The sequence below is a fragment of the Candidatus Binataceae bacterium genome (assembly GCA_035508495.1).
GTDB lineage: Bacteria > Desulfobacterota > Binatia > Binatales > Binataceae > JASHPB01.
Genome location: DATJMX010000063.1, coordinates 34,280 through 59,669 on the forward strand (window position 1 = coordinate 34,280; position 25,390 = coordinate 59,669).

Annotated in this window: 21 protein-coding genes and 2 rRNA genes; 10 read left to right on the forward strand and 13 right to left on the reverse strand. The window is 61.4% G+C overall.

Annotated features, from left to right (window positions below):
• Positions 1–39: 39 nt before the first annotated feature.
• The gene (locus VMA09_19105; GenBank protein HUA35728.1) at positions 40–861 is read right to left on the reverse strand and encodes a cytidylate kinase-like family protein; all 822 of its coding nucleotides are present in this window, start codon (positions 859–861) and stop codon (positions 40–42) included.
• A gap of 151 nt (positions 862–1,012) precedes the next feature.
• On the opposite strand from VMA09_19105, the gene speY reads away from it, so the two are divergent.
• A complete protein-coding gene (gene speY, locus VMA09_19110; protein HUA35729.1) occupies positions 1,013–2,131 on the forward strand; it encodes a deoxyhypusine synthase in 1,119 nt (372 codons plus the stop codon).
• A 13-nt stretch (positions 2,132–2,144) separates the two neighbouring features.
• On the forward strand, positions 2,145–2,987 hold the full coding sequence (locus tag VMA09_19115; GenBank protein ID HUA35730.1) for a 3'(2'),5'-bisphosphate nucleotidase CysQ: 843 nt from the start codon (positions 2,145–2,147) through the stop codon (positions 2,985–2,987).
• A gap of 224 nt (positions 2,988–3,211) precedes the next feature.
• On the opposite strand, the gene VMA09_19120 is transcribed toward VMA09_19115, so the two are convergent.
• From VMA09_19120 to ileS, 3 genes are read right to left on the reverse strand one after another with little or no spacing between them, the layout of a single operon-like run.
• Complete coding sequence (locus VMA09_19120) at positions 3,212–4,027, reverse strand: class I SAM-dependent methyltransferase (GenBank protein ID HUA35731.1); 816 nt, start codon at positions 4,025–4,027, stop codon at positions 3,212–3,214.
• A gap of 9 nt (positions 4,028–4,036) precedes the next feature.
• A complete protein-coding gene (gene lspA, locus VMA09_19125) occupies positions 4,037–4,576 on the reverse strand; it encodes a signal peptidase II (GenBank protein HUA35732.1) in 540 nt (179 codons plus the stop codon).
• Positions 4,576–7,464 (reverse strand): isoleucine--tRNA ligase, encoded by a 2,889-nt coding sequence (gene ileS / locus VMA09_19130; protein HUA35733.1) that lies wholly within the window; start codon positions 7,462–7,464, stop codon positions 4,576–4,578. The genes lspA and ileS overlap by 1 nt, the downstream gene beginning before the upstream one ends.
• A 156-nt stretch (positions 7,465–7,620) precedes the next feature.
• Between ileS and VMA09_19135 the strand changes: the two genes are divergently transcribed.
• Positions 7,621–8,085, forward strand: a complete 465-nt coding sequence (locus VMA09_19135) for an SRPBCC domain-containing protein (GenBank protein ID HUA35734.1) — start codon at positions 7,621–7,623, stop codon at positions 8,083–8,085.
• 107 nt (positions 8,086–8,192) lie between these two features.
• Here the strand turns inward: VMA09_19135 and VMA09_19140 are convergent, their stop codons facing one another.
• A complete protein-coding gene (locus VMA09_19140) occupies positions 8,193–9,962 on the reverse strand; it encodes an alkaline phosphatase family protein (GenBank protein ID HUA35735.1) in 1,770 nt (589 codons plus the stop codon).
• 221 nt (positions 9,963–10,183) lie between these two features.
• On the opposite strand from VMA09_19140, the gene VMA09_19145 reads away from it, so the two are divergent.
• From VMA09_19145 to VMA09_19160, 4 genes are all read left to right on the forward strand, one after another.
• A complete protein-coding gene (locus VMA09_19145; GenBank protein ID HUA35736.1) occupies positions 10,184–11,809 on the forward strand; it encodes a D-aminoacylase in 1,626 nt (541 codons plus the stop codon).
• 105 nt (positions 11,810–11,914) lie between these two features.
• On the forward strand, positions 11,915–12,424 hold the full coding sequence (locus VMA09_19150; protein ID HUA35737.1) for a periplasmic heavy metal sensor: 510 nt from the start codon (positions 11,915–11,917) through the stop codon (positions 12,422–12,424).
• An 18-nt stretch (positions 12,425–12,442) separates the two neighbouring features.
• Entirely contained in the window at positions 12,443–13,027 is a 585-nt protein-coding gene (locus tag VMA09_19155; GenBank protein HUA35738.1) for a sigma-70 family RNA polymerase sigma factor, read from the forward strand.
• Between the two features lies 1 nt (position 13,028).
• The gene (locus VMA09_19160; GenBank protein HUA35739.1) at positions 13,029–13,457 is read left to right on the forward strand and encodes a hypothetical protein; all 429 of its coding nucleotides are present in this window, start codon (positions 13,029–13,031) and stop codon (positions 13,455–13,457) included.
• A gap of 10 nt (positions 13,458–13,467) precedes the next feature.
• On the opposite strand, the gene VMA09_19165 is transcribed toward VMA09_19160, so the two are convergent.
• The 3 genes from VMA09_19165 to VMA09_19175 form a co-directional block, all read right to left on the reverse strand.
• Positions 13,468–14,931, reverse strand: coding sequence for an FHA domain-containing protein (locus tag VMA09_19165; protein HUA35740.1), 1,464 nt, complete (start codon positions 14,929–14,931; stop codon positions 13,468–13,470).
• A 3-nt stretch (positions 14,932–14,934) separates the two neighbouring features.
• Complete coding sequence (locus VMA09_19170) at positions 14,935–15,303, reverse strand: hypothetical protein (protein HUA35741.1); 369 nt, start codon at positions 15,301–15,303, stop codon at positions 14,935–14,937.
• Between the two features lie 185 nt (positions 15,304–15,488).
• Positions 15,489–16,163, reverse strand: a complete 675-nt coding sequence (locus VMA09_19175) for a TetR/AcrR family transcriptional regulator (protein ID HUA35742.1) — start codon at positions 16,161–16,163, stop codon at positions 15,489–15,491.
• A gap of 117 nt (positions 16,164–16,280) precedes the next feature.
• Here VMA09_19175 and VMA09_19180 point away from each other — a divergent pair, with 117 nt between their 5' ends.
• Together VMA09_19180 and VMA09_19185 are read left to right on the forward strand one after the other, a co-directional pair.
• On the forward strand, positions 16,281–16,691 hold the full coding sequence (locus VMA09_19180) for a DUF2147 domain-containing protein (protein ID HUA35743.1): 411 nt from the start codon (positions 16,281–16,283) through the stop codon (positions 16,689–16,691).
• A 78-nt stretch (positions 16,692–16,769) separates the two neighbouring features.
• Complete coding sequence (locus VMA09_19185; GenBank protein HUA35744.1) at positions 16,770–17,981, forward strand: serine hydrolase domain-containing protein; 1,212 nt, start codon at positions 16,770–16,772, stop codon at positions 17,979–17,981.
• A 222-nt stretch (positions 17,982–18,203) separates the two neighbouring features.
• Here VMA09_19185 and VMA09_19190 read toward each other — a convergent pair whose 3' ends face one another.
• The 3 genes from VMA09_19190 to VMA09_19200 form a co-directional block, all read right to left on the reverse strand.
• Entirely contained in the window at positions 18,204–21,365 is a 3,162-nt protein-coding gene (locus VMA09_19190; protein HUA35745.1) for a response regulator, read from the reverse strand.
• Positions 21,366–21,520: 155 nt separating this feature from the next.
• Positions 21,521–23,326 carry an AI-2E family transporter gene (locus tag VMA09_19195; protein ID HUA35746.1) on the reverse strand — a complete coding sequence of 602 codons (1,806 nt, stop codon included), beginning with the start codon at positions 23,324–23,326 and terminating at the stop codon, positions 21,521–21,523.
• A gap of 187 nt (positions 23,327–23,513) precedes the next feature.
• Positions 23,514–23,909 (reverse strand): hypothetical protein, encoded by a 396-nt coding sequence (locus tag VMA09_19200; protein HUA35747.1) that lies wholly within the window; start codon positions 23,907–23,909, stop codon positions 23,514–23,516.
• Between the two features lie 200 nt (positions 23,910–24,109).
• Between VMA09_19200 and VMA09_19205 the strand changes: the two genes are divergently transcribed.
• Positions 24,110–24,469: a CZB domain-containing protein gene (locus tag VMA09_19205; GenBank protein HUA35748.1), complete on the forward strand. Its 360-nt coding sequence runs from the start codon at positions 24,110–24,112 to the stop codon at positions 24,467–24,469.
• A gap of 178 nt (positions 24,470–24,647) precedes the next feature.
• Here the strand turns inward: VMA09_19205 and rrf are convergent.
• Positions 24,648–24,765, reverse strand: a 5S ribosomal RNA gene (rrf, locus tag VMA09_19210).
• Positions 24,766–24,976: 211 nt separating this feature from the next.
• Positions 24,977–25,390 (reverse strand): 23S ribosomal RNA (locus VMA09_19215); the annotation flags it as partial.

Consider the following 25,390-nt stretch of genomic DNA (forward strand, 5'->3'; position numbering starts at 1 on the left):
CGGCGCGAGGGATTCAGTCTTTGGGCTTTCAGGCCTGAATCAGCCCGGCGGGTCTGGAATGACCGCGGCTTCTGCCCCGACCTCGACCGCAGCGACGCCCTCGACTGAGCGGGCAACTGCGATTACGAGCTCGTCCCACGGCGGTACGAGGCCCGGACCGCTGATGTTGACGCGCCCTTCGGAGCATCCCACGACGATCTGCGCGTCCTGGATCTTGGGATGCGCAAAGAGCGCGGCATGGACCTGGGCCGCGATCGCGGCGTCATGCAAACGCCGGGGCGCGGCAGTGTCGCCGGCCGCATCGATCGCTGCTGCCGCAGCCGCAATCGTATCGGCTATCACTGAAATTGGATGCTGCGCATTCTTGAGCACGAGGTCGTAATTCGCGGAGTCATCGATGTCGAGGTTGTAGAGGCTCTGGATTCGCGCTTTGACCTCGCCATCGTAGTGCAGCGTTTTCTTTTCGGCTGCGCTTTGGGTGAGCTGTTCTTCCGCCATCACTCGCGCGACCCGCGATTGCAGCGGCGCAATCACGCGCGCGCGCAGCGTGCAGGGCGATTGCGGCAGCATGAACGCGACCGAGCGGCCGACGACGACGGCGGGAGCGCCGCACAGCTCCTTCAAGAGCACTGCCCTGAAGAAGGCAAGATAGCGCGGCGTCTCGGACTTGCCGCGCTCCCAGAAGTGGGGAGTATGAATATCGAAGATGCGCATCTGGTCGGCGCTGACATCGAACCGCTCTGCAGTCGCCGCAATTAGCTGGTCGCCGGTGACGAATCGGCAGCCCAGCTTCGCCGCGGCGGCTTCGCCCACCTGGATACCGGCGCTTCCGAGTTGCTGATTGATTGCGATAACGGCCATGGCAATAGCGCTCCAATTGCGGCCATCTTAGGTTCGCGATCACTGAACGGCAAACGCATCAACATGGAATCGTCACCTTTAGGTCGCTAGGATTTCGCCCGCTGCGCCCAGGGCGTGACACCAGTTCCGCACCTCGTCGCGGGAGGAGAAGATGGCTAAGAAGCAATCCGGCTTGTCCGGGGCACTGATCAATCCAAATCCTGTAACCGGCAAGATGACGGCTGCCGAGCTCGTCGACACCGCCTTCCTCGCTTACAACGGCCGCCGCCTGCGCGACGCATGCCGCCTGTTCGCGGAAAGAATGCTCGAGGACGACGTGACGGTCGGCATGAGTGTGACGGGCGCGCTCACGCCCGCGGGCCTCGGCATGTCGTGCCTCATACCTCTCATCGAAAACGGCTTCGTCGATTGGATGGTCTCGACCGGCGCGAATCTCTATCACGACACGCACTTCGGCATCGGTCTCAAGATGTTCCAGGGCTCTGCCGACGCCGACGACGTCGCACTGCGCAAGGAAGGCGTCGTGCGGATCTACGACATCTTCTTCGACTATCGCGTGCTGCTCTCGACCGATTCGTTTTTCCGCGAGATGGCGCGGGCCGAGGAATTTCAGCACCCGATGAGCAGCGCCGAGTTCCACTATCGCGCCGGCCGCTACGTCGCCGAGCGCGAAAAAGTCCTCAAGCTCGATCGCCGCTCGCTGCTCGCGGCGGCCTATCGCCATGGGATGCCGATCTACACATCGTCGCCGGGAGATTCGTCGATCGGAATGAACCTGGCGTTGCTCGAAGTCGAAGGCTACGGCCTGCGCCTCGATCCGCTCGCCGACGTAAATGAGACGGCATCGATCGTCTATGCGGCGAAGAAGATGGGCGGCAAGAGCGCGGTGTTTATCCTGGGCGGCGGCTCGCCTAAAAATTTCATGCTCCAGACCGAGCCGCAGATCCAGGAAGTGATGGGCGTGGCGGAGAAAGGTCACGATTTCTTCTTGCAGGTAACCGACGCTCGCCCTGACACGGGCGGCCTCTCAGGTGCGACCCCCAACGAAGCAGTGAGCTGGGGCAAGATCGATCCCAACAAGCTGCCCGATACGGTGGTATGCTACGTCGACAGCACCGTCGCGCTGCCATTGATCACGGCGTATTCGCTCGCGCGCCGCAAGCCGCGCAAGCCGCGCCGCCTTTATGATCGGCGCGAGGAGCTGATGAAGGTCCTGACCGATTCGTACAACAAGGTGCGCAAGCGTCGCGAAAAACGCGGCGAGGCGTAACCAGGGAGCCCAGATGGAAGAAACGTCCGCGCCACGCGCGTCGCGCAAGCTCGCAGCCTCGAAGGCAGCCGGCGATTTGAAACGGGAACTCGACCTCGCCAAGAAAGCGGCGCGCGCCGCGGGCGACATCCTGCGCGGCCATTGGCACAAGGGCGGCTACGAGATCGGATCGAAGGGCAAGGACAATCCCGTCACGCAGGCCGACCTCGAAGCCGATCGCGCGCTGAAGAAATTCCTGCACGATCCGTTTCCTCACTACGGATGGCTGTCGGAAGAGACCGCCGACACCAAAGACCGCCGCAAGTGCTCGCGGGTATGGATCGTCGATCCGCTCGACGGCACCAAGGAGTTTATCCGGGGCGTGCCCGAGTTCGTGGTCGCGATCGCACTCGTCGAAGACGGCGTGCCGGTGCTCGGCGTGACCTACAATCCTATCAAGCGCGAGATGGTCTGGGGCGCCCGCGGCCTCGGATGCCATTTCAACACCAAGCCCGTTCGCGTCACGCGCAAGCGGACGATCAAGAACGCATTGGTGCTCGCAAGCCGCAGCGAAACTGCTCGCGGCGAATGGGAACCATTCAAGGACATCCTGAAAATCAGCCCGACCGGCAGCGTAGCCTACAAGCTTGCGATGGTCGCGGCAGGAAAAGCCGACGCGACGTTCACCAGGTCGCCAAAAAGCGAATGGGACGTAGCCTCCGGCGCCGCCCTGATCATGTTAGCCGGCGGCAAAGTAACCGACATCGACGGCAACGCACTGAAGTTCAACCGCCGCAACGTAATCCTCAAAGGCATGGTCGCCGACAACGGCGCAATCCACGACGAGCTGATGAAGCTCGCCCCATTCGCGAAGTAAGCACTCGCGACAAAGGTCGAGTGCGCTCTAAGACATAGTGGCGCTGGCGTTCCTGCCTGCCCTACTACTTCTCAGGCATCGGCCAACAATCAGTCATCGCGAAATCAGAATTCTGTCATCCCGAGCGAAGTCGAGGGATCTTGGAGGCCGCCAAAGGGGCCGGTGCCAGACATCGCGCGCAGCGCCTTCCTTTAATGCCCGCGCGATCGCACGCCACTTTCAGATTAACGCGGGCGCCGGGCGCGGAAGTACAGAAACAGTGGCGCATGCTCGCGCCATCTCGCGAGCCGCGGATGCTCGCGGCAGGCTTCCTCGATCGGGCGCGGCTCATGAATCTCACGCAACTCCATTCCCGCCTTCACGATCCCATTGACGTAATCCGACAGGATGTAGTCGAAGCGCGGAACCGCGAACGGCGGGATGTCATCGGGGTCCGCGGCGTTTTCCTTTGGAAACTTCCATTGCGCGACCCACGGAGTCTTGTCGAAGTAGGCAGCCTGGCGCAGCGCGACCTCGTGGCCGTTCTCGTCCCGTATCCAGCCGAAGCCCTTGGTGCCGAAGCATGGATGAATCACGCTGAAGCACAGATCCGCGCCCGGCTTGAGCACGCGCCTGAGCGCGCGGAACGCGGCGTCGAGGTCGGGGCCGTCCATCAGCGCCATCGTCGAGATGACGGCATCGAAGCTCGCGTCAACGAACGGTGCGAGATCGGTGAAGCTCGCGACTTCGTAGCGGACACCGAGCGGCTCGCGGGCTTCTTCCTCGCGCGCAAGCGCGATAATACCGGGCGAGAGATCGGCGCCTGTCATCCGCGCTCCGCTGCGCGCGAAGATGCGCGTGTTGCGCCCTTCGCCGCATCCCGCATCGAGCACATCCCTGCCAGAAAGGTCGCCGACGAATTTCAGGAACGCCGGAGTATTGTAGAACTCGCGATACGCGTCGCGGCCCGCGCGCACCTGCGACGTCCACGAGAACGCGTTGTCATCCCAGTGGCGTGCGACGTCGTCCAGGCCGCTCACGCTGGAGTCGTACTTGGGCATCGATGAGTCCTATGACTTCGTTTCGGCTTCGCGGAAGAACAGCGTTGCGATGACGATGAGTGCGACGCCGATCGTGATCGCGCTGTCGGCGACATTAAACACCGGCCAGTTGTAGTCGTAGTAGTGCGCGCGGATGAAATCGATGACCTCGAAGCCGCGCAGCGCGCGATCGATCAAATTGCCCGCCGCTCCCGCGAGAATCAGCGAGTATGCGAATGAAGTCACGTTGATGCGATCGCACTGCGCGAGCATCACGAGCAACACGACGACCGCGACTGAGATCAGCGAAATCAAAAGCCCGATCCGCAACGACGGCGTCATCGTCGCGAACATGCTGAACGCCGCGCCGGGATTCTTGGTGAACGTGATGTCGAGGTAGTTCGGAATCAGCGTGATGTTGTCGTAGAGCAGCATGTGGCCGCTCACGTAGATCTTGCTCACCTGATCGAGAACGATAAGCGGGATCGTGACGAAGCCGAGCAGGAACCAGAAAGGCCGCCGCACGCGTTGCACACTCGCCGCCGAAGATGCCGTCAACTCAGCGTCCATCAGGCTCTCACCACCGCGCGGCATCGCTCATCGAGCTCCGGGTCACCGCCATCGTCGAAGTACCGCCAGCATCTTTGGCACTTGATCCCTGGCGCATGCTTTCCTTCGATCGCGAGCTTGGGCGATTCCGGATTGCCCGCGATTCTGAAGAAGTGCCCATCTCTGGCGAAGTCATCGCCTTGCGCCGATCCGCGCGCGTCAGCGATCTGACGCAATTCGCCAGCGCCAAGAATCGAGATCTTGGAAACGATCAGAAGTTCCTTGATCTCTTCCAATACCTGGTCGAGAGGGACAAGCGGCGACACGAGATGAAGTCCGATTGCCGCGTCCAGCGGCGCGCCGATCACTTTTTCCTGCCGCATCCGCTCGAGCACCTTCAGCGCCTCGTCGCGGATGCCGAGCAGCCATTTCCATTTCTCTTCGAACTGCTCGTTGCGCCATTCGGGATGCGCAGGGTGCATCGTCAGCAGATGCACGCTCTCGAGGCGCTGGCCGGGCAGGTATGAATACACCTCGTCAGCGGTGTACGGAATTATCGGCGCGAGCATTCTCAGCAACGTGTCGATGATGATAAAGAGCGCGGTCTGTGCGGAGCGCCGCTCGCGCGACTTCTCGCCCGAGCAGTAGAGACGATCGCGCGCGACATCGATATAAAGCGAGCTTAGATCGACGACGATGAAAGTTTGCATCGCCTGGTAGGCGGCCTGAAACTCGAACGCTTCGTAGGCGCGGCGCACGTCGTCCTTGACCTTTTCGAGGCGGGCCAGGATGTAGCGATCGAACTCGAGCATCGCGGCATGCTCGATCATGTCGCGCTCGGGATCGAAGTCCGCGATGTTGCCGAGGATATAGCGGCAGGTATTACGAATCTTGCGATACGACTCGGAGACCGCGTTGTAGATCGTGTCGCCGAGCGCAATCTCGGTCGTGTAGTCGAGCGACGCGTAGACCAGGCGCAGTACGTCGGCGCCGATGCGATTGACGACATCAGCCGCGTCGGGCGAATTGCCGAGCGACTTCGACATCTTGCGGCCCTTCTCATCGACAGTCAGTCCATGGCTGATGACGCTGCGAAAGGGAGCGCCGCCGCGCTCCGCCACGGCGCATACGAGCGAGGAGCCGAACCATCCGCGTGCCTGCTCCACCGCCTCGAGGTATGCGTCCGCAGGCCACGCGAGCTCGCCGCGCTCAGAGAGCACGGCGTTTTGCGACGATCCCGAGTCGAACCAGACATCGAGGACGTCTTCTTCCTTCTCGAAATTTGTGCCCCCGCACTTCGCGCACTTGAGTTCGGGCGCGGCGAAATCAGCCGCGGGACGCTCGAACCATGCGTCGGAGCCTTCGCGACGAAAGATCTCCTCGGTGCGTTCCATCGTCGCGAGATCGAGCACCACCTCGCGGCAGCTCGTGCATCGGAGCGCCGGAATCGGCACGCCCCATGCGCGCTGGCGCGACAGGCACCAGTCGGGGCGAGTCTCGGTCATGTTGCGGATTCTATCGCGCGACCATCCCGGCACCCAATTGACGCCGTCGATCGCATCGACGATCCGCCCACGCAGATTTTCGTGATCGATATTGAGAAACCACTGCTCCGCGGCGCGGAAGATGAGCGGATTCTTGCATCGCCAGCAATGCGGGTAACTGTGCGTGTACTTATGCGTATGCAGCAGCGCGCCGACTTTGCGCAGATGCTCGACGATCGAGTCGTTGGCCTTGAACACATTCTGCCCGGCCCATTCACCCGCATCCGCAGTGAAAAGGCCCGAGCTGTCGACGGGAGTGTAGGGCTCGAGGCCGTAGCGCGCGCCGATGACGAAGTCCTCGTAGCCGTGGCCGGGCGCGGTATGCACGAGGCCGGTACCGGCCTCGGCGGTGACGTGATCGCCGTACATCAGCTTCACATCGCGCGCGATAAACGGATGCCGGAAAATATCCTTGCCGTCGAGCGCGCGCAGCGCCTCGCGATCGAGATCGACGCGGCCGTCCACCTTGAGATCGCATTCCTTGACGACTGACTCGGCGAGCTTGTCCGCGACGACGTAATAATTGTCGCCAACTTTTAGCGCGACGTATTCGAAAGTCGGATTGAGCGAGATGCCGAGATTTGCGGGCAGCGTCCATGGCGTCGTCGTCCAGATAACGCCGAACAGCTTTCCCGCTTTGTGCGCATCCGCGAGCGCGGTGCCTTCCGATTTGTTCGCGGCGAGCGTCGCGGCGTCAGTCAGATTCGAGTTGAAGGGAAACGCGACGTAGATCGATGGCGACACGTGGTCGCCGTACTCGACCTCGGCCTCGGCGAGCGCCGTGCGATCGCTGAAGCACCAGTGGACAGGCCGCAGACCGCGATACACGTAGCCCAGCTCGACCATCTTGCGCAGCACGCTCACTTCGGCCGCGTCGTACTCGGGCTTCATCGTGAGATACGGATCGAACCAATCGCCGATAGCTCCCAGGCGGCGAAAATCGGAGCGCTGAATATCGATCCACTTGTCCGCTTCTGCTTTGCACAGTCGCCGCAGCTCGACCTTGGAGATTGTGCGCGCCTTCGCGCCAAGATCGCGCGAGACTTTGAACTCGATCGGCATCCCGTGGCAGTCCCATCCGGGAACGAACGGTGTCCTGAATCCGAGCACCGAGCGCGAGCGCACGACGAAGTCCTTCAGAATCTTGTTGAGCGCGGTGCCCATGTGCACGCGGCCGTTGGCGTAGGGCGGGCCGTCGTGGAGGATCCAGATGGGCGCGTCCTTGCGCACCTCGAGCATCCGCTCGTAGAGCTTTAGCTCGTCCCAGTGCTTGAGCATTTCCGGCTCCCGCTTGGGCAGGTTCGCCTTCATCGGGAAGTCGGTTTTGGGCAGCTTCAGTGTAGATTTGTAATCGGTATCAGCCACGGGCAGTGAAGCCGGCGCGCGCGCCGAGGCGACTCCTTGACGTGAAAGTAAGTTGAGCAGAGGGCATCGGATAAGCCTAACGCACCAGGCATCGCCGCGCGAGTGTCGTACTTTGTGCGGTTTGCGTGACCGCTGGTCGTGCTATAAGCGGCTTCGATGAAATGGCCTAGAGGATTCGAGCCTGATCGCTCATTGGTCTTTGCCCACAATGAAATCGCCATCGCTGCGCCACCTGATCGCGTTTGGCGATGGCTGATTCGAGCGGCGCGATGGCCCGAATGGTACAGCAACAGCGCCAACATCCGCTTTCTCGAATCTGCCGGCCCCGACCTTTCACTCGGTACCGAATTCAAGTGGAAGACCTTCGGCGCCAACGTATCGAGCAAGGTGCTGACCTTCGATCCGCCGCATGAGCTCGGATGGGACGCGCACGGCGTGCTCGACGCCTACCACGGCTGGATCATCGAGTCGGACGGCGCGGGCTGCCGCGTTATCACCGAGGAATGCCAGAACGGTATCCTGCCCAAGCTCGCGTGGTGGTACCTGCGCCCGATGCTCGAGCGGGGCCACCAGAACTGGGTCGAAAGCCTGAAGCGGATGGCCGAGCGCGATGATCCCTAAACTCGCGAGTTAGAAAAAGAGGGCGGGCGCGTCCGGGGTTGAACGCGCCGCCACTGGCACGGCTCCGATTCGTGGTGGGGATTGGAGCTGGCAAGGTTAATCAGTTCTTAGAAGCCGCCATTGAGCGGAACGCCGGGCAGCACCTCCGTGCCTTCGAGGCGGACGCCATCGAGGCTGTCGGGATTCAGCCCCAGCGCCTGCAGGATCGTCGGCGCCACCTGCGCAGTCTGAACCGCAGCAGTGATCGTCGCGGGTTTGAAGCTCGGATTCGAGACCAGCATGATCACGTTAGTGTCGTCATGCGCGAAGCCGCCGTGCTCCGCGAGCTTCTTCGAGCTGCCGGTATAGGTCACGCCGACGTTGGGCGTCACGATGATGTCGGGAGTGCGCGGATCGTTGCTGGTCGGTATCTGCGCGGTGCTGGTGCCGGGCGTGTTGTAGTTAATCGCAAGCGCCGGCCCATCGAAAAGCATTCCGAGCCCGATATCAGTAGCCTGCGCCTCCAGATCGGCGACAGCAGTCGCCAGCTCGCTTGAATTGGCGAGCCAGATCAGCGACACGTCGTCTTCGGTTGGTCCGATACCGTTGAAGTTCGCAGACGTCTCCGCCAGCAGCCCGTCGTTCTCAAGGATCGTCGCGGGCGTGGTGCCGCCAGGATTGTTCAGGATCGCGTCGTAGCGAGCCGGATCGATCGGCGACTGGCCGTGCTTGGCGGTCAGGATTATCAGGGTCGAGCTCAGCAGTCCTTTCTTGTTGAGCTCAGAGGTGAACTCGCCAATCGATTTGTCAACAAATTGTATCTCGGTGAGGAGCTCAGCGCTCGGCGTGCCGATCGAATCGACGTAGCCGCCCGTGCCGACGCTCTTCTCGATGAGCTTCTGGCCTACGCTCATCGCCTGGAAGTTCATCCCGAAAATGGCAGGGACTTTTGCCCTCGACTTACCGTTATGGGTCAGGCCGTCGATCTCATTGACGATCGCGTTGACTTTGAGTGTGTCGTAGCACTGGATCGCCTGGAAATCGTCGGTATACGCATCATCCGCAGGTACGTTGAGGTTGTTGCAGTTGAACCCAAGAGGAGTGGTCACAGGCAATGGGCCCGCGTTCGAATTGATCTCCGGCGCGTAGTAATCGTCGAGGTTGACCGGACCGTTGCCGGGACCCGATACCGCCGAGTACGCGGGATGCTTGTCCGACCACGCGGTATAGCCGCCGGCCTTGTGAATCACGCCGAAAATCGTGTTGGTGCGAATGAAGTTCCACGGGTAAACGGGCGCGCAGTTGTTGTACGGATCGCGGATGAGCTTGGCCGGATCGAGCGAAGCGACACCGCCATCGGTGCCGGCCGGTGCACCGCCATTTAGCTGCGTCTGATCAATATCGTCGCCCTCTTCATATTCCGTGGTCGTGCCGTTGGGCGTGTTGGGCGTGCAGCTTCCGGCTTGCGAGCCGTTGCCCGTGGTTTTCGTGGGAGGAGCGAGCACGCGATCGTATGCGACGTCATAATACGCGCCGTAGGTGCGCGGCGATCCGCCGGTCACCAGAGCCATCAGGCCAGGAAACGAATCCGAGGGCTTTGAAGTGCTGGCCGCAGTGTAGTTGATCGCCGTTGCGCCGACTGCCGCGATATTCGGGCAGAACGGCGCGCCGCCGTTGAAACCCGGGATACCGTTGGCGCAGTTGGCGTAATCGACGGCGTGCATGCCGTCGATACTGATCAGCAGGACGTGACGGATTTTGCCGCCGCCTGGAAAACCACCGCCAAGATCGCCGAGAATCGAGCCCCCGGCGAGCGCGGTCGAGGCCGTCATCAGCACCATCGCGCCAATCGCGGCACCCGACCGTAATTTAGCCTTCAGGAATTTTCTTCCTTTCATATGCTCCTCCAAATATCGTTCGAGAACGTGAAGCGGACGGAGCGTTTAAGTAGCCCGCGAATAGCGTCGCACGGATCACGATCGCGTTAGTGGCCGATTAAACTGGTCGTACTTAAACCTGCATAAATAGGCGCGAACTACACGGCAACGTCGCGAAAATATTTGCGTCACGAAAATCCGGAGCATTGAATGCCGGATAGCGCGCGCAAATAATCGCGAAGATGGAATTCGACCTGATCATCCGCAATGGCACTATCGTCGATGGCTCCGGCGCTCCGCGCTTTCATGGCGACGTCGCGATTAAGGACGGCAGGATTTCCGCGCTCATCGATCCGGCCGACGCCGCGCAATCGACGGCGGCAAAAACGATCGACGCGACCGATCGCATCATCGCGCCGGGCTTTATCGATCTGCATTCGCATTCGGATTGGGTCGTGCCCATCCCCGAGCACGCTCGCACGCTGCGGCCGTTCCTGATGCAGGGGGTGACGACGTTGGTCGGCGGCAATTGCGGATTCTCGGTGGCGCCGATTCGACGCGAGCGCGTGTCGATGCTGAATCAGTCGGGCCGGCTCTGTGCCGATCGCGAGTTCGAATGGGAATGGGACGATGTGGCCGGCTACGGCGCGCATCTGAAGCGGCAAGGCATCGCGCTCAACGTCGCGCATCTCGCCGGACATGGCAGTATCCGCCTCAGCGTGATGGGCGCGAGCAACGCCGATCCGAGTGACCTGCAGTTGCGCGAGATGCAGGCGATGGTCGGGCGGGCGATGGCTGATGGCGCGCTCGGGCTTTCATGCGGCCTCGGCTATTTCCCCGGCATGATCGCCAAGCCCGCCGAACTTACGGCGCTCGCGCGTGTCGCGGGCGAGGCGGGAGGAATTTTCACGTCGCATCTGCGCGCCTACTCCACGCGCTCGCTCTTTTTCGACAGCCGTGAGCCGCACAATATTCTCGCGATACGCGAGATGGCCGAAGTCGCGCGCACCGCGGGCGTGCCGCTGCAGGCATCGCATATGATCTTTGTCGGGCGCCGCACCTGGAGCGTTGCCGATGAAACCCTCGCCGAGATCGATCGCCTCCGCAACGACGGCGTCGATATCGCCTTCGATACGTTTCCATACACCTGCGGCAACACCACGATTCGAATCATCTTCCCGTCGTGGTCGCAGACCGGACTCGAGGAGCTGCTCGACAGCACTGACGGATGGGCCAGGTTGCGCGCGGGTTTCGCACCGCTCGCGCCGTTTATCGCCGAATCGATCCAGTTGATGTGGGCCGTGAAGCCCGAGCTGCAATATCTCGAAGGAAAATACTTCGGACAGATCGCGGAAGCGCTCGGCGTCGATCCGATCGACGCGTACCTGACGATCGCGCGCGAGAGCGGCACGCGCGGCCGCGTCCTCATTCATCTTTATAGCGGCGACGACAACGACGAGCATGCGCTGCGCGCCGCGATGAGCCATCCGCTCAACCTGTTCGAGATGGACACTATCCTCACCAGCACCGGCCATCACAATCCCGCGAGCTACGGAACCTATCCGCGGATTCTCGGCCACTACGTGCGCGAGCTCGGCTTGCTCACGCTCGAAGCTGCCGTGCACAAGGCGACGGGGATGGCGGCGGAGCGGATGCGGCTCAAGGATCGCGGCTTGATCAAAGCAGGATGCGCCGCCGATATCGTCATCTTCGATCCCGCGACGATCGCGTGCGGAGCCAACGCGGATGTTCCGACGCTCGAGCCGGTCGGAATCGACCATGTGCTGGTGAACGGCAGCGCGGTCGTGAAAGACGCGCGATGGTGCGGCGATGGCATTCTCGCCGGCCAGTGGCTGGCTCGAGGATAAGCACCGAAACCGCTTTTCTCGCCCGTCAGAGTGCGCGAAACTTTCCATCGGCACCTCCGTCTTTCGATACAGAGGGCCGAAAGGGCCCGGAGGTGGAGACGAGAAATGGTCGGTAAAAAGACACTCTTCGCTGCGGGCTTGGCCTTGCTAGTCGCGGCACCCGTGACAGCTGCTCGTGCGTTCGGCGGTTTCGGCGGACATGGCGGACCGGGCGGTGGGCCGCCGCCGATGATGATGCTGCTGCGGTCGGCGAACCTCACCTCCGATCAGCAAACGCAGGTGCATCAGATTCTGTCCGCCAATCGCACTCAGATTCATTCACTGTTCCAGCAGATGCACGGGCTCGATGAGCAGATCGCGACCAAGCTGCTCGGACCGGGCACTGTAAGCGCGGCGGATTTCAGCTCGCTGGAAACGCAAAAGGCCGCGATTCAGCAGCAGCTCGACGCGCTCATGATCAGCACCGCAATCCAGGTTCGCAACGTGTTGACGCCCACGCAGATAAGCACGATGGCGCAGACCAATCAGAAGCTCGAGAGCCTTCATCAGCAGATCGAAGCTCTGATGGGTCCGGGCCCCGGCGGCGATCAACCGCCGCCACCGCCACAGGATTAATCAGGTTCGCCCTGCCTGATGCCTAACCACAGCAGCAACGGTGCCGGCCCCGGCGTGCGTGAAGCGGCGACTCCCCCCGTCGAAATGATCCTCCGCGCGCGCGCCGGGGACCCGGCCGCTACCGAAGACCTGATCCGCGTCTATCAGCGGCGCATTGTCGGCTTCGTCATCACCCACACCGGCGAGCACGACGACTACGAAGACCTGTGTCAGAAGATTTTTGTGAAGATGGTTCTCGCCCTGCCACGGCTCAACTCGACTGAAACATTCGAAGCGTGGCTTTTCACGATCGCGCGCAACGTATGCACCGATCATCTACGCGCGCGGCGCGGATGGCGCGCGTTGTTCGTGAGCTTCGAGCCCGAACACGAATCGGTCCCGTCACCGCGACAGCCGGTTAACGGGGTAAGCGGCGAGGCGCTGAATCGCGCGATGGCCCGGATGCCGCCGGAACAGCGCGAGCTGCTAACGCTCGCCGTCGTGGAAGATCGCAGCTACGAGGAGATGGCTCGTGTTTCGAAGATCAGCCTGCCTGCGCTCAAATCGCGCTTGTTCCGCGCGCGCAAGGCGCTCAGGCAACTGCTGAGCGAAGGAGAAACCTGAAATGAATACTCCAGATCCCGCCAACGATTTCGCTTCATCCTTCGAGCCTGAGCTCAGCCCTGATTTTGCCGCGCGCGTGATGCGCGAAGCCGGGCGCATCCGCACCCGCCGCACGATACTCCGCCGCAGCGGCGCAGCGCTCGCGGTAGGCGCGATGGTCGCAGGCTTCTACCTGACGCCGGCTCTTCGCGCGCCGTCGCAGCAAGCCTCGACGCCAACGGTTTATGCGTCAAACAGCACTACCGATTTGGAAGATTTGTCCAACGGCAATGCCGCGGCGGATGACTATTCAAATACCGACGTGTCAAGCGGCAGCGCGGCGAATTACATGTTTCCCGATGCGCAGTCGCTCCAGGAATTCTCCGACGAATACTCCGACGAATCGTCCGCCGCGCCTGACTATCCGACTTTCAACAGCGGGAGCATCTGACGGACTCTCGTCATTGCGCGGGTTCGCCGCCGGGCATGTCGCCCTGGCGAAATGACCAATCGTAAGTCCGGTTCTGTGTCGTGATCGAAACCGCGTACAGCGCACCGGCGACCAGCGGCAGACGCGGAACGATTATCACCCCGCCCGAGTTGCGCAACGACCACCTGCCCCATTCCTGTTCCGCACCAATTGGATTCGTATAGGTGTGCGAATCGAACGCGCAATGCGAGACCGGCTGGCCGTTTTCGAGCAGCGATTCCTTGACCAGCCTGGTATTGGCGAGACGCCCCAGTTGCAGCGTGATTGGAAAGCCGACCGGGCGGCCATAGCCCCGACAACTGGCAAGCGGATCAGGCGACTCAACACCGATCCAGCGCAGCGCCAAGACCGAGCCATCGGTCGGAAATTCAACCGCAGTCGCATATGGTTTGAGCGCATCGGAAGCGACATTGAGGCGAAGGGCGGCGGCCCAGCATCCGTCGCGCATCGCCTCGCCAAAGCCCGCGCTGGCAAGATTGGGGTCGAGCAAATCCAGGCGATGAAACGGTCCCGCTATCCAGTTGTCAATCTGGAGGCCGACCTCACCAGTGTTGCAACCCCATCCGAGCTGGCTATTCGCTGCGATTGCGGCGCCCGCCTTCGTGAAGCCGGGAAGCTGCGGATCTTCCCGATGTGCATCATTGCTGAGCGCGTCGGCCTTGCGAATCGGCTCGAGGAAATTGAGCAGCAGATACCTGGAGTGCGCGCCAGCCGCGCTCGAGGTCGAAACGTCCTCGGCAAGCGGCGTCAGCTTTGTCTGAGTTCGGTAGGAATTTATCTTCGCCAGTGCAGCCTTGGCCTCACCGATGCGAACTGTCGCCTCCGCCGAGGGCGCCGCGGCGACCGCTTTGGCCTTCGCTGAGGGTGCTGGCGAAGCTTTCGCCACCGCCAGTGATGCTGGCGGAGTGGCTATCGAGGCGGCGCGCGACGGGACGGCACTCGGTGCAGCACGCGGCATCGCCGCGACGGAATTGATGGCGGCTGGAGTCGCAGGAGCGGACCCAGGTCCGAGCGCGCCAGCGTCCCACCTCTCGTAGTGCGCAAACAACCCGGCGAGCAGCACCAGCACGACGCCGGCCGCAGTATTGAAGCGAATGCGATTCGCGCGCCGCCGCGAACCGTCTGGATCGATGAAACGATAGGCGATAGCCGGTCCGAAGCGAATCTGATCGCCTTGCTTGAGGGCTCGCGAGTGCCTGAGCCGCGATCCGTTCACGAAAGTGCCACCCTGTGAGCCGAGGTCCGCCAGGTGGTACCGGCCGCGCGCGTAAACAATCAGTGCGTGGCGCTCGGCGAGGTTTGAATCCGAAATGGCGAGCGTGTTGCCGGCGCCGCATCCAACCGTCGTGTCACCGCGGCCGAGGATAACAAGCCGCGGCCCGGAGCCGTCCTTATCCGTCGAAAGCAACCGCGCGGCCTGCGTCTTCCTTGGCATGGCTCAGAGGATCAGCGCATGCCCCTTGATGGGCGCCTGTCTCGGATGGAGCGTGCAGTAGGGCATCGTGTCGGCCGCAGAGTTCGCCGGTCGCGCCGCAAGCAGCTTCTTCAGGTCATCGTCACAATGATTCTGATCAGCCTGGTAGAAGCGGTAACGCCACGCGCCGTTGCTGTTCGGCTCGACCAGCACGGGACCACCCAGCTTGGCGGCTTCGTCGGGCAGGAATCCCATCGAAGCCGGCGTCACCTCAGGCGGCGGCGCTTTGGACTGCCAGACTGGGACCCCCGGCAATCCGACGGACTGCAGGTTCCCGTTCTGATCTTCAGTCCACGAAAAGCATCCCGCAGCCAGCAAAAGGATGGCGAACAACAAACCAAACCCAACAGCTCTCAATCGGGCGCATTCCCCCTTCGGTGCTTAACAAAAAGTGCTCAGCGACAATTCGTGCCAGGAACTAAGCACAAAGTATAAATCGCGTCAACTTATTGTCAGTCGTTGGATCATCCGCGGAGCGGGAGAGTTGTTCAGAGGGTGCGCGGCAGACCTGGCGATTTTCAGGCAGAGGCCTCCGCCTTTTTCGCGAGACTGTCGGTGAACAGCTTGAATACTGCGTGGAAGGCTTTCGGTTCTTCGCCGGGCTTCACGCCCCATTGGGGGAAGTGGCCGTCCACGTACATGCGCGCCATGCCGTAGGCGAGCGCTCTTGCCGCGAGCGGGATTGTCTCGACGCGGCTCTGTTGCAGTTCTCCGCTGCGGACGGCTTCGGCCAGCAGGCTGCCCATGATCGATTTGATCTCGTCGTTGTCGCGGCGCAACGATTCGGAGCCGTCGAAGTCAATCGCCTGGCGATTTGAAACCACCTGGAAGTGCGTCGGGTTGCGCAATATCCATCGCATATAGGCGGCGCCCAACGCATTGAAGCGCTGAAGCGGCGTGCGCCTGGATGTTTTCGCGAGTTCGTCGACAATCGCGTCGCGCAGGCGGCGCGTGGCTTCCTCGGCCACCGCCGTCATCAGGGCTTTGCGATCCGGAAAGTGACGAAACGGAGCGCCCGGCGATACTCCGGCGCGCTTGGCAGCCTCGCGCACGCTCACGTTCTCGATGCCGCCTTCCTCGACGAGTCTGAGCGTCGCCTCGATTAGCACTTCGCGCAGGTTGCCATGATGGTAGCGCGCGCGGCGCGGCGTTCGCCCGGGTTTGATCCTGCGTTTTGGAATTGCCGACTTCATCGCAACCGAAGCTAGCACGACGCACCGCTCCAATGTAAGCACTGCTTATTTCGATTGACTTTCAACACGCCTCGCGTGTAATCGGTGATTACATCGCGACTGTACCCGGAGGTCATCATGAAATGGCTGATGCTTTGTCTCGTGGCATGTCTCTTCGCAACGCCGGCGTTCGCCCAGAACGGGAGATGGGTGACGGCCAGCGGCAATCTCGTGATCGACATCGCGCCGTGTGGCGACGCGCTGTGCGGCACTGCGGTCCGTGAACTCGCAAATCACTCGATGAGCGATACCAACGCGACTATCTCGGGACCCTCGCCGATTGGACTCAAGATCCTGCGCGACTTCACGCCGTCCAGCGACAAGACCTGGTATGGGCAAATCTATAATCGCGAGAACGGCAAGACTTACCGCTGCAAGATGACCGTGCTGAGCGCGGACGAACTCGAGATTCATCCCTACGTTGGTATCCCGCTGTTCGGGCAGACGCAGGTCTGGCATCGCGCGACCGACACCGCCGATTCGAAGTAGCGGCGCGCGCTCACCTTCCCGCTTTCTCGCTGCGATGCGCCGGTAGTACTATCGCCGTGTCACAGCGGAGGAAGTGTTATGGAACTGGCACCGCAGCGGGCGGGATTCTCGGCAGAGCGGCTCAATCGCATCACCGATCACCTGAGTCGCAACTATATCGAGCCGGGCAAGATCGCCGGATGCCAGGTCGCGGTCGCGCGCCGCGGTATTAACGCCTACTTCAAGTCGTTCGGTTTGATGGATCGCGAGCGGCGCCGGCCGATGGCCGACGACGCGATCTTTCGCATTTACTCAATGACCAAGCCGATTACTTCGATCGCGCTGATGACGCTTTTCGAGCAGGGCCACTTTCAGCTCAACGATCCGGTATCGCGATTCATTCCTGAATGGCGCGATCACAAGGTATGGATTTCCGGCGAAGGCGCGAACATGGAGGTCGCCGCGCCGGCGCGTCCGATGACGATGCGGCACGTGCTGAGCCACACGGGCGGGCTCACTTACGGCGCGACCAATCATCCCGTCGATCGCGTTTATCGCGAGCAGATGGTGCAGCGCGAACGCGGCGAGACCCTCGCGGCCTTCGTGCGCAAGCTCGCGCATGTGCCGCTTCGGTATCACCCGGGTGAGCGCTGGATGTACTCGCTTTCGACCGACGTCTGCGGCTACCTGGTCGAGGCGATTTCAGGAAAGCGCTTCGACCGCTACCTGCAGGAAACGATCTTCGGCCCGCTCGAAATGCGCGACACGGCGTTTTTCGTATCGCGCGCCAACGCCTCGCGGTTCGCCGCCAACTACGAGCGCCAGCCTGACAAGACGCTCAAGCTGATCGACGACCCTGCTGCCAGCACGTATCTCAGCGAGCCGACCTTCTTTTCCGGCGGCGGCGGTCTCACGGGCACGACGGCAGACTACCTGCGGTTCTCCGAGATGCTACGGCGCGGTGGCGAGCTCGACGGTAATCGCATCATCGGTTCGCGAACGCTCGCACTGATGCATAAGAACCACCTGGCCGGCGGCAAGGATCTCACGCAGATGGCGATCGGTGCCTTTTCGGAAACTGCATACGAGGGCGTCGGCTTTGGTCTCGGCTTCGCAACCACGCTCGGGGAAGTTGAAGCGGGCACGATCGGCGCGGGCGATTACTATTGGGGCGGCGCCGCTTCGACGATTTTTTGGGTCGATCCGAAAGAGGATCTGGTCGTCGTTTTCATGACGCAGCTCATGCCGTCGGCAACCTTCAACTTCCGCGGCCAGCTCAAGAACATCATTTATTCGGCAATCGTGGACTAGCTTGCGCCCATAGCGCAGGCAGCGCTTGCGTGCGGCATCCGCCTGAGAACGCGAAGAGCATGTCGATCATGATCTGGATTCGGTGACTGCGCCATCGATCCAATGGCTATTCGCAGAGGAACCCGACACCAACACCCCCATGACGGCGCTCTATCATGTTCGAGTACATGCTGTTCTACGCGGACTCGTGCGGACCGTGATGGTATTGGCGGTGACAGCGAGTCATACAGAACTGGCCTGCTTCAAAACCTCGGGCAACAAGCGCGCGTAGCGCATCAGGTTCGAGACCGAGGTTCTCGTGTCGGCGGCATTGCCGGCTCGGGCGAGGTCCTCGGCGCTCGCACACAGGTTCGCGAATTGTTTCGCACCGATCGTTCCCGAGGCTCCGCGCAGCGCGTGCGCTTCGGAGGCAAAGGTTTTGAGATCGCCGCGCTCAATTGCGGTTTCGAGCGCGGCGAGCCGTCCAGGTAAATCGGCGAGAAACGTCCGCGCCAGCTTGGCCAGGATGTTCTGGCCCGAAGCCTTGGACAACTCTTCGATTTCCGCCAGGCGATCCTTGTCGAACTCGCGGCTCAACGCCGCGGCGCTGTCGGCGTCGGTCATCGTCGGAGCGGGTTTGCTGCTCGGCGCCGGCTGCGCCCAGGTATCGAGCACCTGTGCGAGTTCGCTGAGCGTCACGGGCTTGGCGAGAAAATCGTCCATCCCCGCGCTGGCGCATCGCCTGACGATCGCGCCCGCGCTGTGCGCGGTATGCGCGATCACCACGGTGTGTCGATTGTTGCCTTCGCGGCGTCTGATCTCGGCGGTCGCCTCGTAGCCGTCCATGCCCGGCAGTTCCAAATCCATCAACACTGCGTCGTAGGTTCGATGCTCAAGCATTTCGAGCGCTTCGTCGGCGCGCCTGGCGAGATCGTATGCGAAGCCAAGCGCCGCGAGCTGCTCGCCGAGCATCGCGCGCGTCACGCCGTCATCTTCAACGACCAATATCCGCGCCGAGGCGCGAAAGTCGTGCGCAAGAGTGGGATCGGCGGTCGCGTGATGCTCCCGGGTTCGCGCGGCGAGCGATGGCGACACGAGAGAATTAAGGGCATCGGCCAACTGCGACGGCATCAGCGGCATTCGGATCCAGTGATCGACCGCGGCGGAGCCTTCGCGTCCCGGCTCTGCAGAAGCGACGAAAACTCGAATGGGCCTGAGTTCCGGCACGGCTTTGATGGCCTCGGCGATTTGCGAACCGCTTTGACCGGCGGCCTGCTCGGCGACGATCACGCCCCAGAACTTTTCGCCCGCTGCGGACGCCCGCTTCAACTGCTCCAGCGCTTCTGCGCCGCTCTCCGCCGGTGAGGGCGTCAATCCCCACGCTGCCAGGTAACGGGCGGCCGCCTCGCGCATCAGCGACGGAGGTCCTACGAGCAGGATTTTCGCGCCCGCGATTTTCGACATCGAGAAATCAAACCGCGCACTCAGGCGCTCGTCGGAAACCTTGTCGAGGCTCACGCGAAAGCGAAAATTCGAGCCCTTGCCCACTTCGCTCTCGAGTCCGATCTCGCCGTTCATGCGCTGGATAAGCTGCGCGGCGATCGCGAGGCCGAGCCCCGTTTCGCCGCCCGCCGAATCGCCGTCGGCGTGGACGTAGGGATCGAACAAGCGCGCGCGCAGTTCCGAGGCGATACCGCTGCCGGTGTCGCTCACCTGGAAGTTCACGACGACCGCAGAGCTGCTCTCATCCGCGCGGTTAAGGTTGATCTCGATCCGTCCGGTCTGCGTCGCACGAACCGCGTTCGAGATGATGTTGTAAAGAATTTGCCGCAGCCGATTCGGATCGCCGCGCAACCTTCCCGGCAATCCCGAGTCAACCATGAGTCCGAGCTCGACGCCGCGCGCGAGGGTCTCAGGCCCGAACGACTCAACGACTTCCTCGACGGTATCGAGCAAATCGAAATCGACGCGGCGCAGCGTCAGCCTGCCGGTATTGAGCAGCGAGTAGTCGTAAACGTCATTAACGATGGTCGCGAGCAGGTCGGCGCTCGACTTGATCACCTCGACGTGGCGGCGCGGCTCGCCGCGCAAGTCGGACAGCAGCAACAGGTCGGCGCGGCCGATAATCGTGCTCAGCGGCGTGCGAACCTGGAACCCGGTGCGCATGACAAACTCGGAGCGGCGCTGAAGTTCGGCGAGCGCCTCGTCGCGGGTACGCTGCAATTGCTCGCGCGCGAGCTCGCGGTCGGTCACATCGCGCAGGACCATAACCGCGCCGCCAAGCGATCCCCATACGCCGGCGACCGGACGCGCCGAACATTCGAACCATCGCAGCTCACCCTTGTTCGGGTCGCGCTTACGCAGTGTCAGCTCGGGCGTCTGCCCGCCTTCGAGCACAGTGCGCAGGGGCGATCGCGACGCTGTCATCGGCATCGCGTGTTCGCCCTCGACCGATTCGAAGCCGGCGAGCAGATTATCTTCGTCGGCCAAATTGCGGCCGAGAAGCAGTTCCGATGCGGAGTTTCTGACCCCGAGCTCGCCTTGAGCACTGACTGCCACGACCGCTTCGGACATCGCGTCGAGAATCGACTCGAGCAGGTTGTGCTGCTCGGCGAGTGCCGCGGTGCGGCTTTTGACGCGCGCCTCGAGCGCCTCGTTGACCTGGCGCAGCGCGGACTCGCCAGCCAGCACCTGCCGCGCCTTGTAGTCGAGCCGACTGACCATCCGCGCGCCCCATCCCACGACTACCAGCAGCCACCCGATGATAAGCGCGCATCCGACGCCGGCCATGACCTGGCTTTGGGCGGCGCGCGAGCGTGCCTGCGAAGTGCTGGTGGTCAGCGCGCGAAACTCCTCGGCGGAGATTCCGGCAAGCTCGATCCGCAGCGCGTCGAGCAATTGCGCCGCCGCGGTGAATTGCAATGGCCGCGAGGCCTGACGCGGTTGGATACTCGGGCCGAGCTTCAAGATCTCCGCGTTGAGGAGGTTGAGCTCTTCGATTTGTTCCTCGATTTGTGCGAGGCGATGCTGTTGGCCGGGATTCGCGAGGGTCAGAGCGCGAATGCGAGCGACGTCGCTTTTGACCCGCACGCCCACTGGCGCCAGTGCGGCGAGGCTTGTGCGGTCACCGCCTAACTCGTACTTGGTGAACTCGGTCGAGAGCAGAGTGCGATCGGCGCGGGCCGCATCGAGGGCCAGGATCACCTGGTAGGCGTCAGTCATGCGGTCGAAGGCATCGGAATAGGCCACGGCGCTTCGATAGATATTCCAGCTGACTGCGAGCGCGACTATGATCGCGGTTGCGACGCCGATCCAGATTGTCCGCAGCGACGATGCGGCCGAAGACTCATCAAGCGACGCGGATTCAGTGACGGACGTGGATAAGCCATCAGAAGCTTCAGCCATATTAAAGAAATCATCACGAAATCGAGCAGACGGTTCTACAAAAGAGGAAGGAAAGGCATCGAGCGCGCGAGCGACGCCACCTTGTAGTTATCTTCGCTGAGCCGCAGCGGTCGTTCGCGCGCTACTTTCGCGCCGATTCGTGGAAGTCGCCAGCGCTAGTTTGTCGCGCTTGCTTCGGATTGGCTGACGAGTTCGCGATCGATCTTGGTGCGCGTGAGTTGACGGATTGCGCGCAGCGCCTGGCTGCGTGTTCCCGCGACCTGCGTGCATCCCGCGCGAATCAGATCGGCGGGATAGGAGAGCGCGGCGACGCCGCCAGCCAGAATCAGCAGATGGGGAAAGCCCCTCTTCAGCGTCATCGCGAGCTCGGCCGCATCCGGAAGGCGTTCAGTCAGCGTGCACGAAATACAAACGATGTCCGGGTCGAAGATATGGACCATATCGACGACTTCGGGTACTGCGCGATCCTCGCCGACGAATTTGACGACCGCGCCCGCGTAGCGGAACGACTCGAGCACCATCAGCATCCCGAGGTTGTGCATCTCGCCGGCCGGGCATACGCCGAGCACCCGGGGACGAAAAGCGCCGCGCGGCTCGGAGAAACGGCTGCCGAGGCCGGGGACCAATTCGCGAACGAACTCGAAAATGAACTGCGCGCTCTCATCGCTGATATTACGTTCAGCACGCTCTTCACCGGCCAGCTTCAGAACCGGCGCGATGATATCCTCGAAGATCTCTTCGAGACCGTTCTCATCGCAATAGCGTACCGCGAGACTGGTGGCCTTATCGGCGTCTCGCTCCAGCAGCATCCGATAGAAGTCGTGATAGCTTTCGAGCTCGCGCTCGCCGCCGAGCACCAGACTGACAAAGTTCAGCGCGGGAATATGCTCGCCCGCGACCTTCAGGCAGACGGTCAAAGGAATCGCGAGCAGCAGTCCGGGGATACCCCACAGCCACGACCAATAGATCGTCGAGATCAACAACGCGACAGGAGACATGTCGATCTGATGGCCAATCATGAAGGGCTCGACAAGCTGACTGGTGCAGAGATCGAGCGCGATAAACGAACAGAAGACCTCGATCGGCTTGGCCCATCCCGGTGATACGGCGAAGGCAACCAACGTTGGCAAGGTGGAACCAACCAGAGTTCCGACGTACGGAATATATCGCAGCAGAAAGGCAAGCACGCCCCAGAATCCCGCGTTCGGCACATCCAGGAACCACAGAATGATCCCGATCGTCGCACCGAAGGCGAGATTGATGATTGTCATCATGAAGAGATAGCGGCTCACGGTATGACTGGCGGTTTCGATCGCCACGCTCGCGACCGTGACGCGCACGCGCGCCGCCAGCCGCACGAATCGATCGCGCATGTCGTGGCGGCTATAGAGCAGAAAGAAGAGCAGGACGATCACCAGCAAGATCTGGATGAAGGCAGCCAGCGCCGGCGCCACGCGCCAGATATTGTCGTACATCGAGCCCGAGGTGATCGCGACTTCGGGAACGTTCTTGGGTTTGGCGACATAAGGCGGAGGCTTTTGCACCCGACGCTCGACGTCACTGACCGCGTTCTCGATATGGAGAATCCAGTCGGGCGTGCTCTTCTGAAGAGCTGAGACCTTATCGCCGATGTTGTAGGAATAACCGGCCACCTCGTCGGCGACAGTCGCGAGCTGGACGGTGGCGAAGTAGCCAATGATCGCGATCATGCCTACACCGGCGATCACTACCATCGCGACGCTTGGAACGCGGCCCACAATACGCTCGAGCTTGTCGACGATCGGACTCAACACGAGGCTCAGGATTCCGGCGGCGGTGAGCGGAATCATGATGTCGCGAGCGAAATAGAGAACGGCGGTTATGACGACCAGCGCCAGCATCGGGAGAGCGACCCAGATCAGCGTGTGATCGCTGTCGAGGCTCGAGTCGAAGGAATCAGTTTTTCGGCCGTTCAATCCCATAACGATCTGCCACACCGTGAAATTTTTGCTGATTCCTGTCGATTGCCGCCGCGGCTCATATGCGTATTCAGGCGAAGAGCGCTTGGAAAATGTCGCCAGCGCGCAGACGGACACCCAGCATCGAAATTCGGATAGAAGCTGTGGATCACCACGCTATAGCGACGATGCAAGCGGCGCGCCGGGAACTCTAGAAGAGCAGGCCGTGTCCCTGCAGCGACGGTTGCGGTGGCGTCATCGTGCAGTAAGGCGCAGGTCCGGTGATGTTCTGCTGAGCACGCGCGGCGAGCATCTTAGTAAGGTCGGCGGCGCACTGGTTGTTGCTCGCGTAGTAGAAGCGATAGCGCCATTGCGGCGTGCTTGAATCCGCAGGCTCAACGAGGACGGGACCACCGAGCTTGGCGGCCTCCTCCGGCGAGTAACCGAGTTGCTCGGGCGTGATCGGCTTGCTCGCGTCGGCCGACTTCCAGATCGTAGCGCCCGGCACCCCCACCGACTGCAGGTTGCCCTGGGGACCTTGGGTGAACTGAAAGCATCCGACGCAGAGCAGTGAAGCGGATATTGCGAAAGCTAAACTTGATCGCATCCTTAAAATATTGTTGGCGGTCTCGATCGGTGTTGTCCAATCGCTGAGAGCGGGAGATTCGTGTCGCTCACCCTTTTCTTTGATTTGTGAATTCAACCAGCGAAAAGCCTGGAAGGAGTTTGATTATCATCTGACTAGTTCAAGGTTGATCAAGCCGAGGACCAAAACCATGATCAACGAACGACTGACAGGAGGGCAATATGGGAAACGGACACGATGAGATCAAAGCAGCAATCGGTGCGCACGGCATGTGGAAGACGAGACTCAGGACTGCGATCGACCGCGGCTCAAGCGAATTCTCGACGGCTACCGTCGCACAAGATGATCACTGCGACTTTGGTAAGTGGTTGGCCGGGGCAGGGACAGAAATGAAAGGCTCCAGGCACTACACGAAGTGCAAGGATCTTCACCGTCAATTCCATTCCGCAGCCGCTAACGTACTAAAGCTGGCTCTTGGCGGACAAAAGGAAGAAGCGAAGCGCATTCTGGAAAAGGGCGATTTTGCAACAATTTCAGGATCACTCACCCATGAAATGATGGAATGGGACAAGGCGATTTGACATCGGGCTGAACTCGATAAGCCTGCGGTCAATAGTCAACTTCGCCGATCGGGCAACCCTCACCCGGAGCCGTTGTGCGGCACCGTCCTCCCCCTGGTCAGAGAAAGGGATTTCAGAAATCGATTTTTACGGATCAAAAAGAAAAAGGGCGGAGCACTTGCTCCGCCCTTTCGGGATTCCCCGGCCGCGTCCTACTCTCCCGTGACGCCTTCGGTCACAGTACCATCGGCGCAGAAGGGCTTAACTGCCGTGTTCGGGATGGGAACGGGTGTTTCACCTTCGCCATGGCGACCGGAAACTTACTGGCCCGACGTGCGCTTGAAGCGCACCGGCCGAAAAAATAATTGACAACTGAATGAGGTATCTTTCGAAGCGGGTGCCCGTTTGATGGTGCCTTGTCTGTGACTCGACCTTGTTCATTTCAACTCGAGCTAGCGATTAACAATCTCGAATCTCCTGAACTGACTATTCCAGTTATTTCGCTTGCGCGGAATATTGAAATAGTTAGTGGTCAAGCCGCACGGCCGATTAGTACTGGTCAGCTCCACGTCTTACAACGCTTCCACCTCCAGCCTATCAACCTCCTTGTCTAGAAGGGGCCTTTAGGATCTTACGATCGGGATACCTAATCTCGAGGTGGGCTTCCCGCTTATATGCTTTCAGCGGTTATCCCTTCCGGACACAGCTACCCGGCTATGCAACTGGCGTTACAACCGGTCCACTGGCGGTCCGTCCGTCCCGGTCCTCTCGTACTAAGGACAGCTCCTCTCAAGTATCCTGCGCCCACGGCGGATAGGGACCGAACTGTCTCACGACGTTCTGAACCCAGCTCGCGTGCCACTTTAATCGGCGAACAGCCGAACCCTTGGGAGCTACTCCACCCCCAGGATGTGACGAGCCGACATCGAGGTGCCAAACCTC

What these genes read in the sequence shown, in the direction of transcription:
- VMA09_19105 (HUA35728.1), bottom strand. Translation starts at nt 861, where the DNA reads ATGGCCGTTATCGCAATCAATCAGCAACTCGGAAGCGCCGGTATCCAG.
- speY (HUA35729.1), top strand. Translation starts at nt 1,013, where the DNA reads ATGGCTAAGAAGCAATCCGGCTTGTCCGGGGCACTGATCAATCCAAAT.
- VMA09_19115 (HUA35730.1), top strand. Translation starts at nt 2,145, where the DNA reads ATGGAAGAAACGTCCGCGCCACGCGCGTCGCGCAAGCTCGCAGCCTCG.
- VMA09_19120 (HUA35731.1), bottom strand. Translation starts at nt 4,027, where the DNA reads ATGCCCAAGTACGACTCCAGCGTGAGCGGCCTGGACGACGTCGCACGC.
- lspA (HUA35732.1), bottom strand. Translation starts at nt 4,576, where the DNA reads ATGGACGCTGAGTTGACGGCATCTTCGGCGGCGAGTGTGCAACGCGTG.
- VMA09_19135 (HUA35734.1), top strand. Translation starts at nt 7,621, where the DNA reads ATGAAATGGCCTAGAGGATTCGAGCCTGATCGCTCATTGGTCTTTGCC.
- VMA09_19140 (HUA35735.1), bottom strand. Translation starts at nt 9,962, where the DNA reads ATGAAAGGAAGAAAATTCCTGAAGGCTAAATTACGGTCGGGTGCCGCG.
- VMA09_19145 (HUA35736.1), top strand. Translation starts at nt 10,184, where the DNA reads ATGGAATTCGACCTGATCATCCGCAATGGCACTATCGTCGATGGCTCC.
- VMA09_19150 (HUA35737.1), top strand. Translation starts at nt 11,915, where the DNA reads ATGGTCGGTAAAAAGACACTCTTCGCTGCGGGCTTGGCCTTGCTAGTC.
- VMA09_19155 (HUA35738.1), top strand. Translation starts at nt 12,443, where the DNA reads ATGCCTAACCACAGCAGCAACGGTGCCGGCCCCGGCGTGCGTGAAGCG.
- VMA09_19160 (HUA35739.1), top strand. Translation starts at nt 13,029, where the DNA reads ATGAATACTCCAGATCCCGCCAACGATTTCGCTTCATCCTTCGAGCCT.
- VMA09_19165 (HUA35740.1), bottom strand. Translation starts at nt 14,931, where the DNA reads ATGCCAAGGAAGACGCAGGCCGCGCGGTTGCTTTCGACGGATAAGGAC.
- VMA09_19175 (HUA35742.1), bottom strand. Translation starts at nt 16,163, where the DNA reads ATGAAGTCGGCAATTCCAAAACGCAGGATCAAACCCGGGCGAACGCCG.
- VMA09_19180 (HUA35743.1), top strand. Translation starts at nt 16,281, where the DNA reads ATGAAATGGCTGATGCTTTGTCTCGTGGCATGTCTCTTCGCAACGCCG.
- VMA09_19185 (HUA35744.1), top strand. Translation starts at nt 16,770, where the DNA reads ATGGAACTGGCACCGCAGCGGGCGGGATTCTCGGCAGAGCGGCTCAAT.
- VMA09_19190 (HUA35745.1), bottom strand. Translation starts at nt 21,365, where the DNA reads ATGGCTGAAGCTTCTGATGGCTTATCCACGTCCGTCACTGAATCCGCG.
- VMA09_19195 (HUA35746.1), bottom strand. Translation starts at nt 23,326, where the DNA reads ATGGGATTGAACGGCCGAAAAACTGATTCCTTCGACTCGAGCCTCGAC.
- VMA09_19200 (HUA35747.1), bottom strand. Translation starts at nt 23,909, where the DNA reads ATGCGATCAAGTTTAGCTTTCGCAATATCCGCTTCACTGCTCTGCGTC.
- VMA09_19205 (HUA35748.1), top strand. Translation starts at nt 24,110, where the DNA reads ATGGGAAACGGACACGATGAGATCAAAGCAGCAATCGGTGCGCACGGC.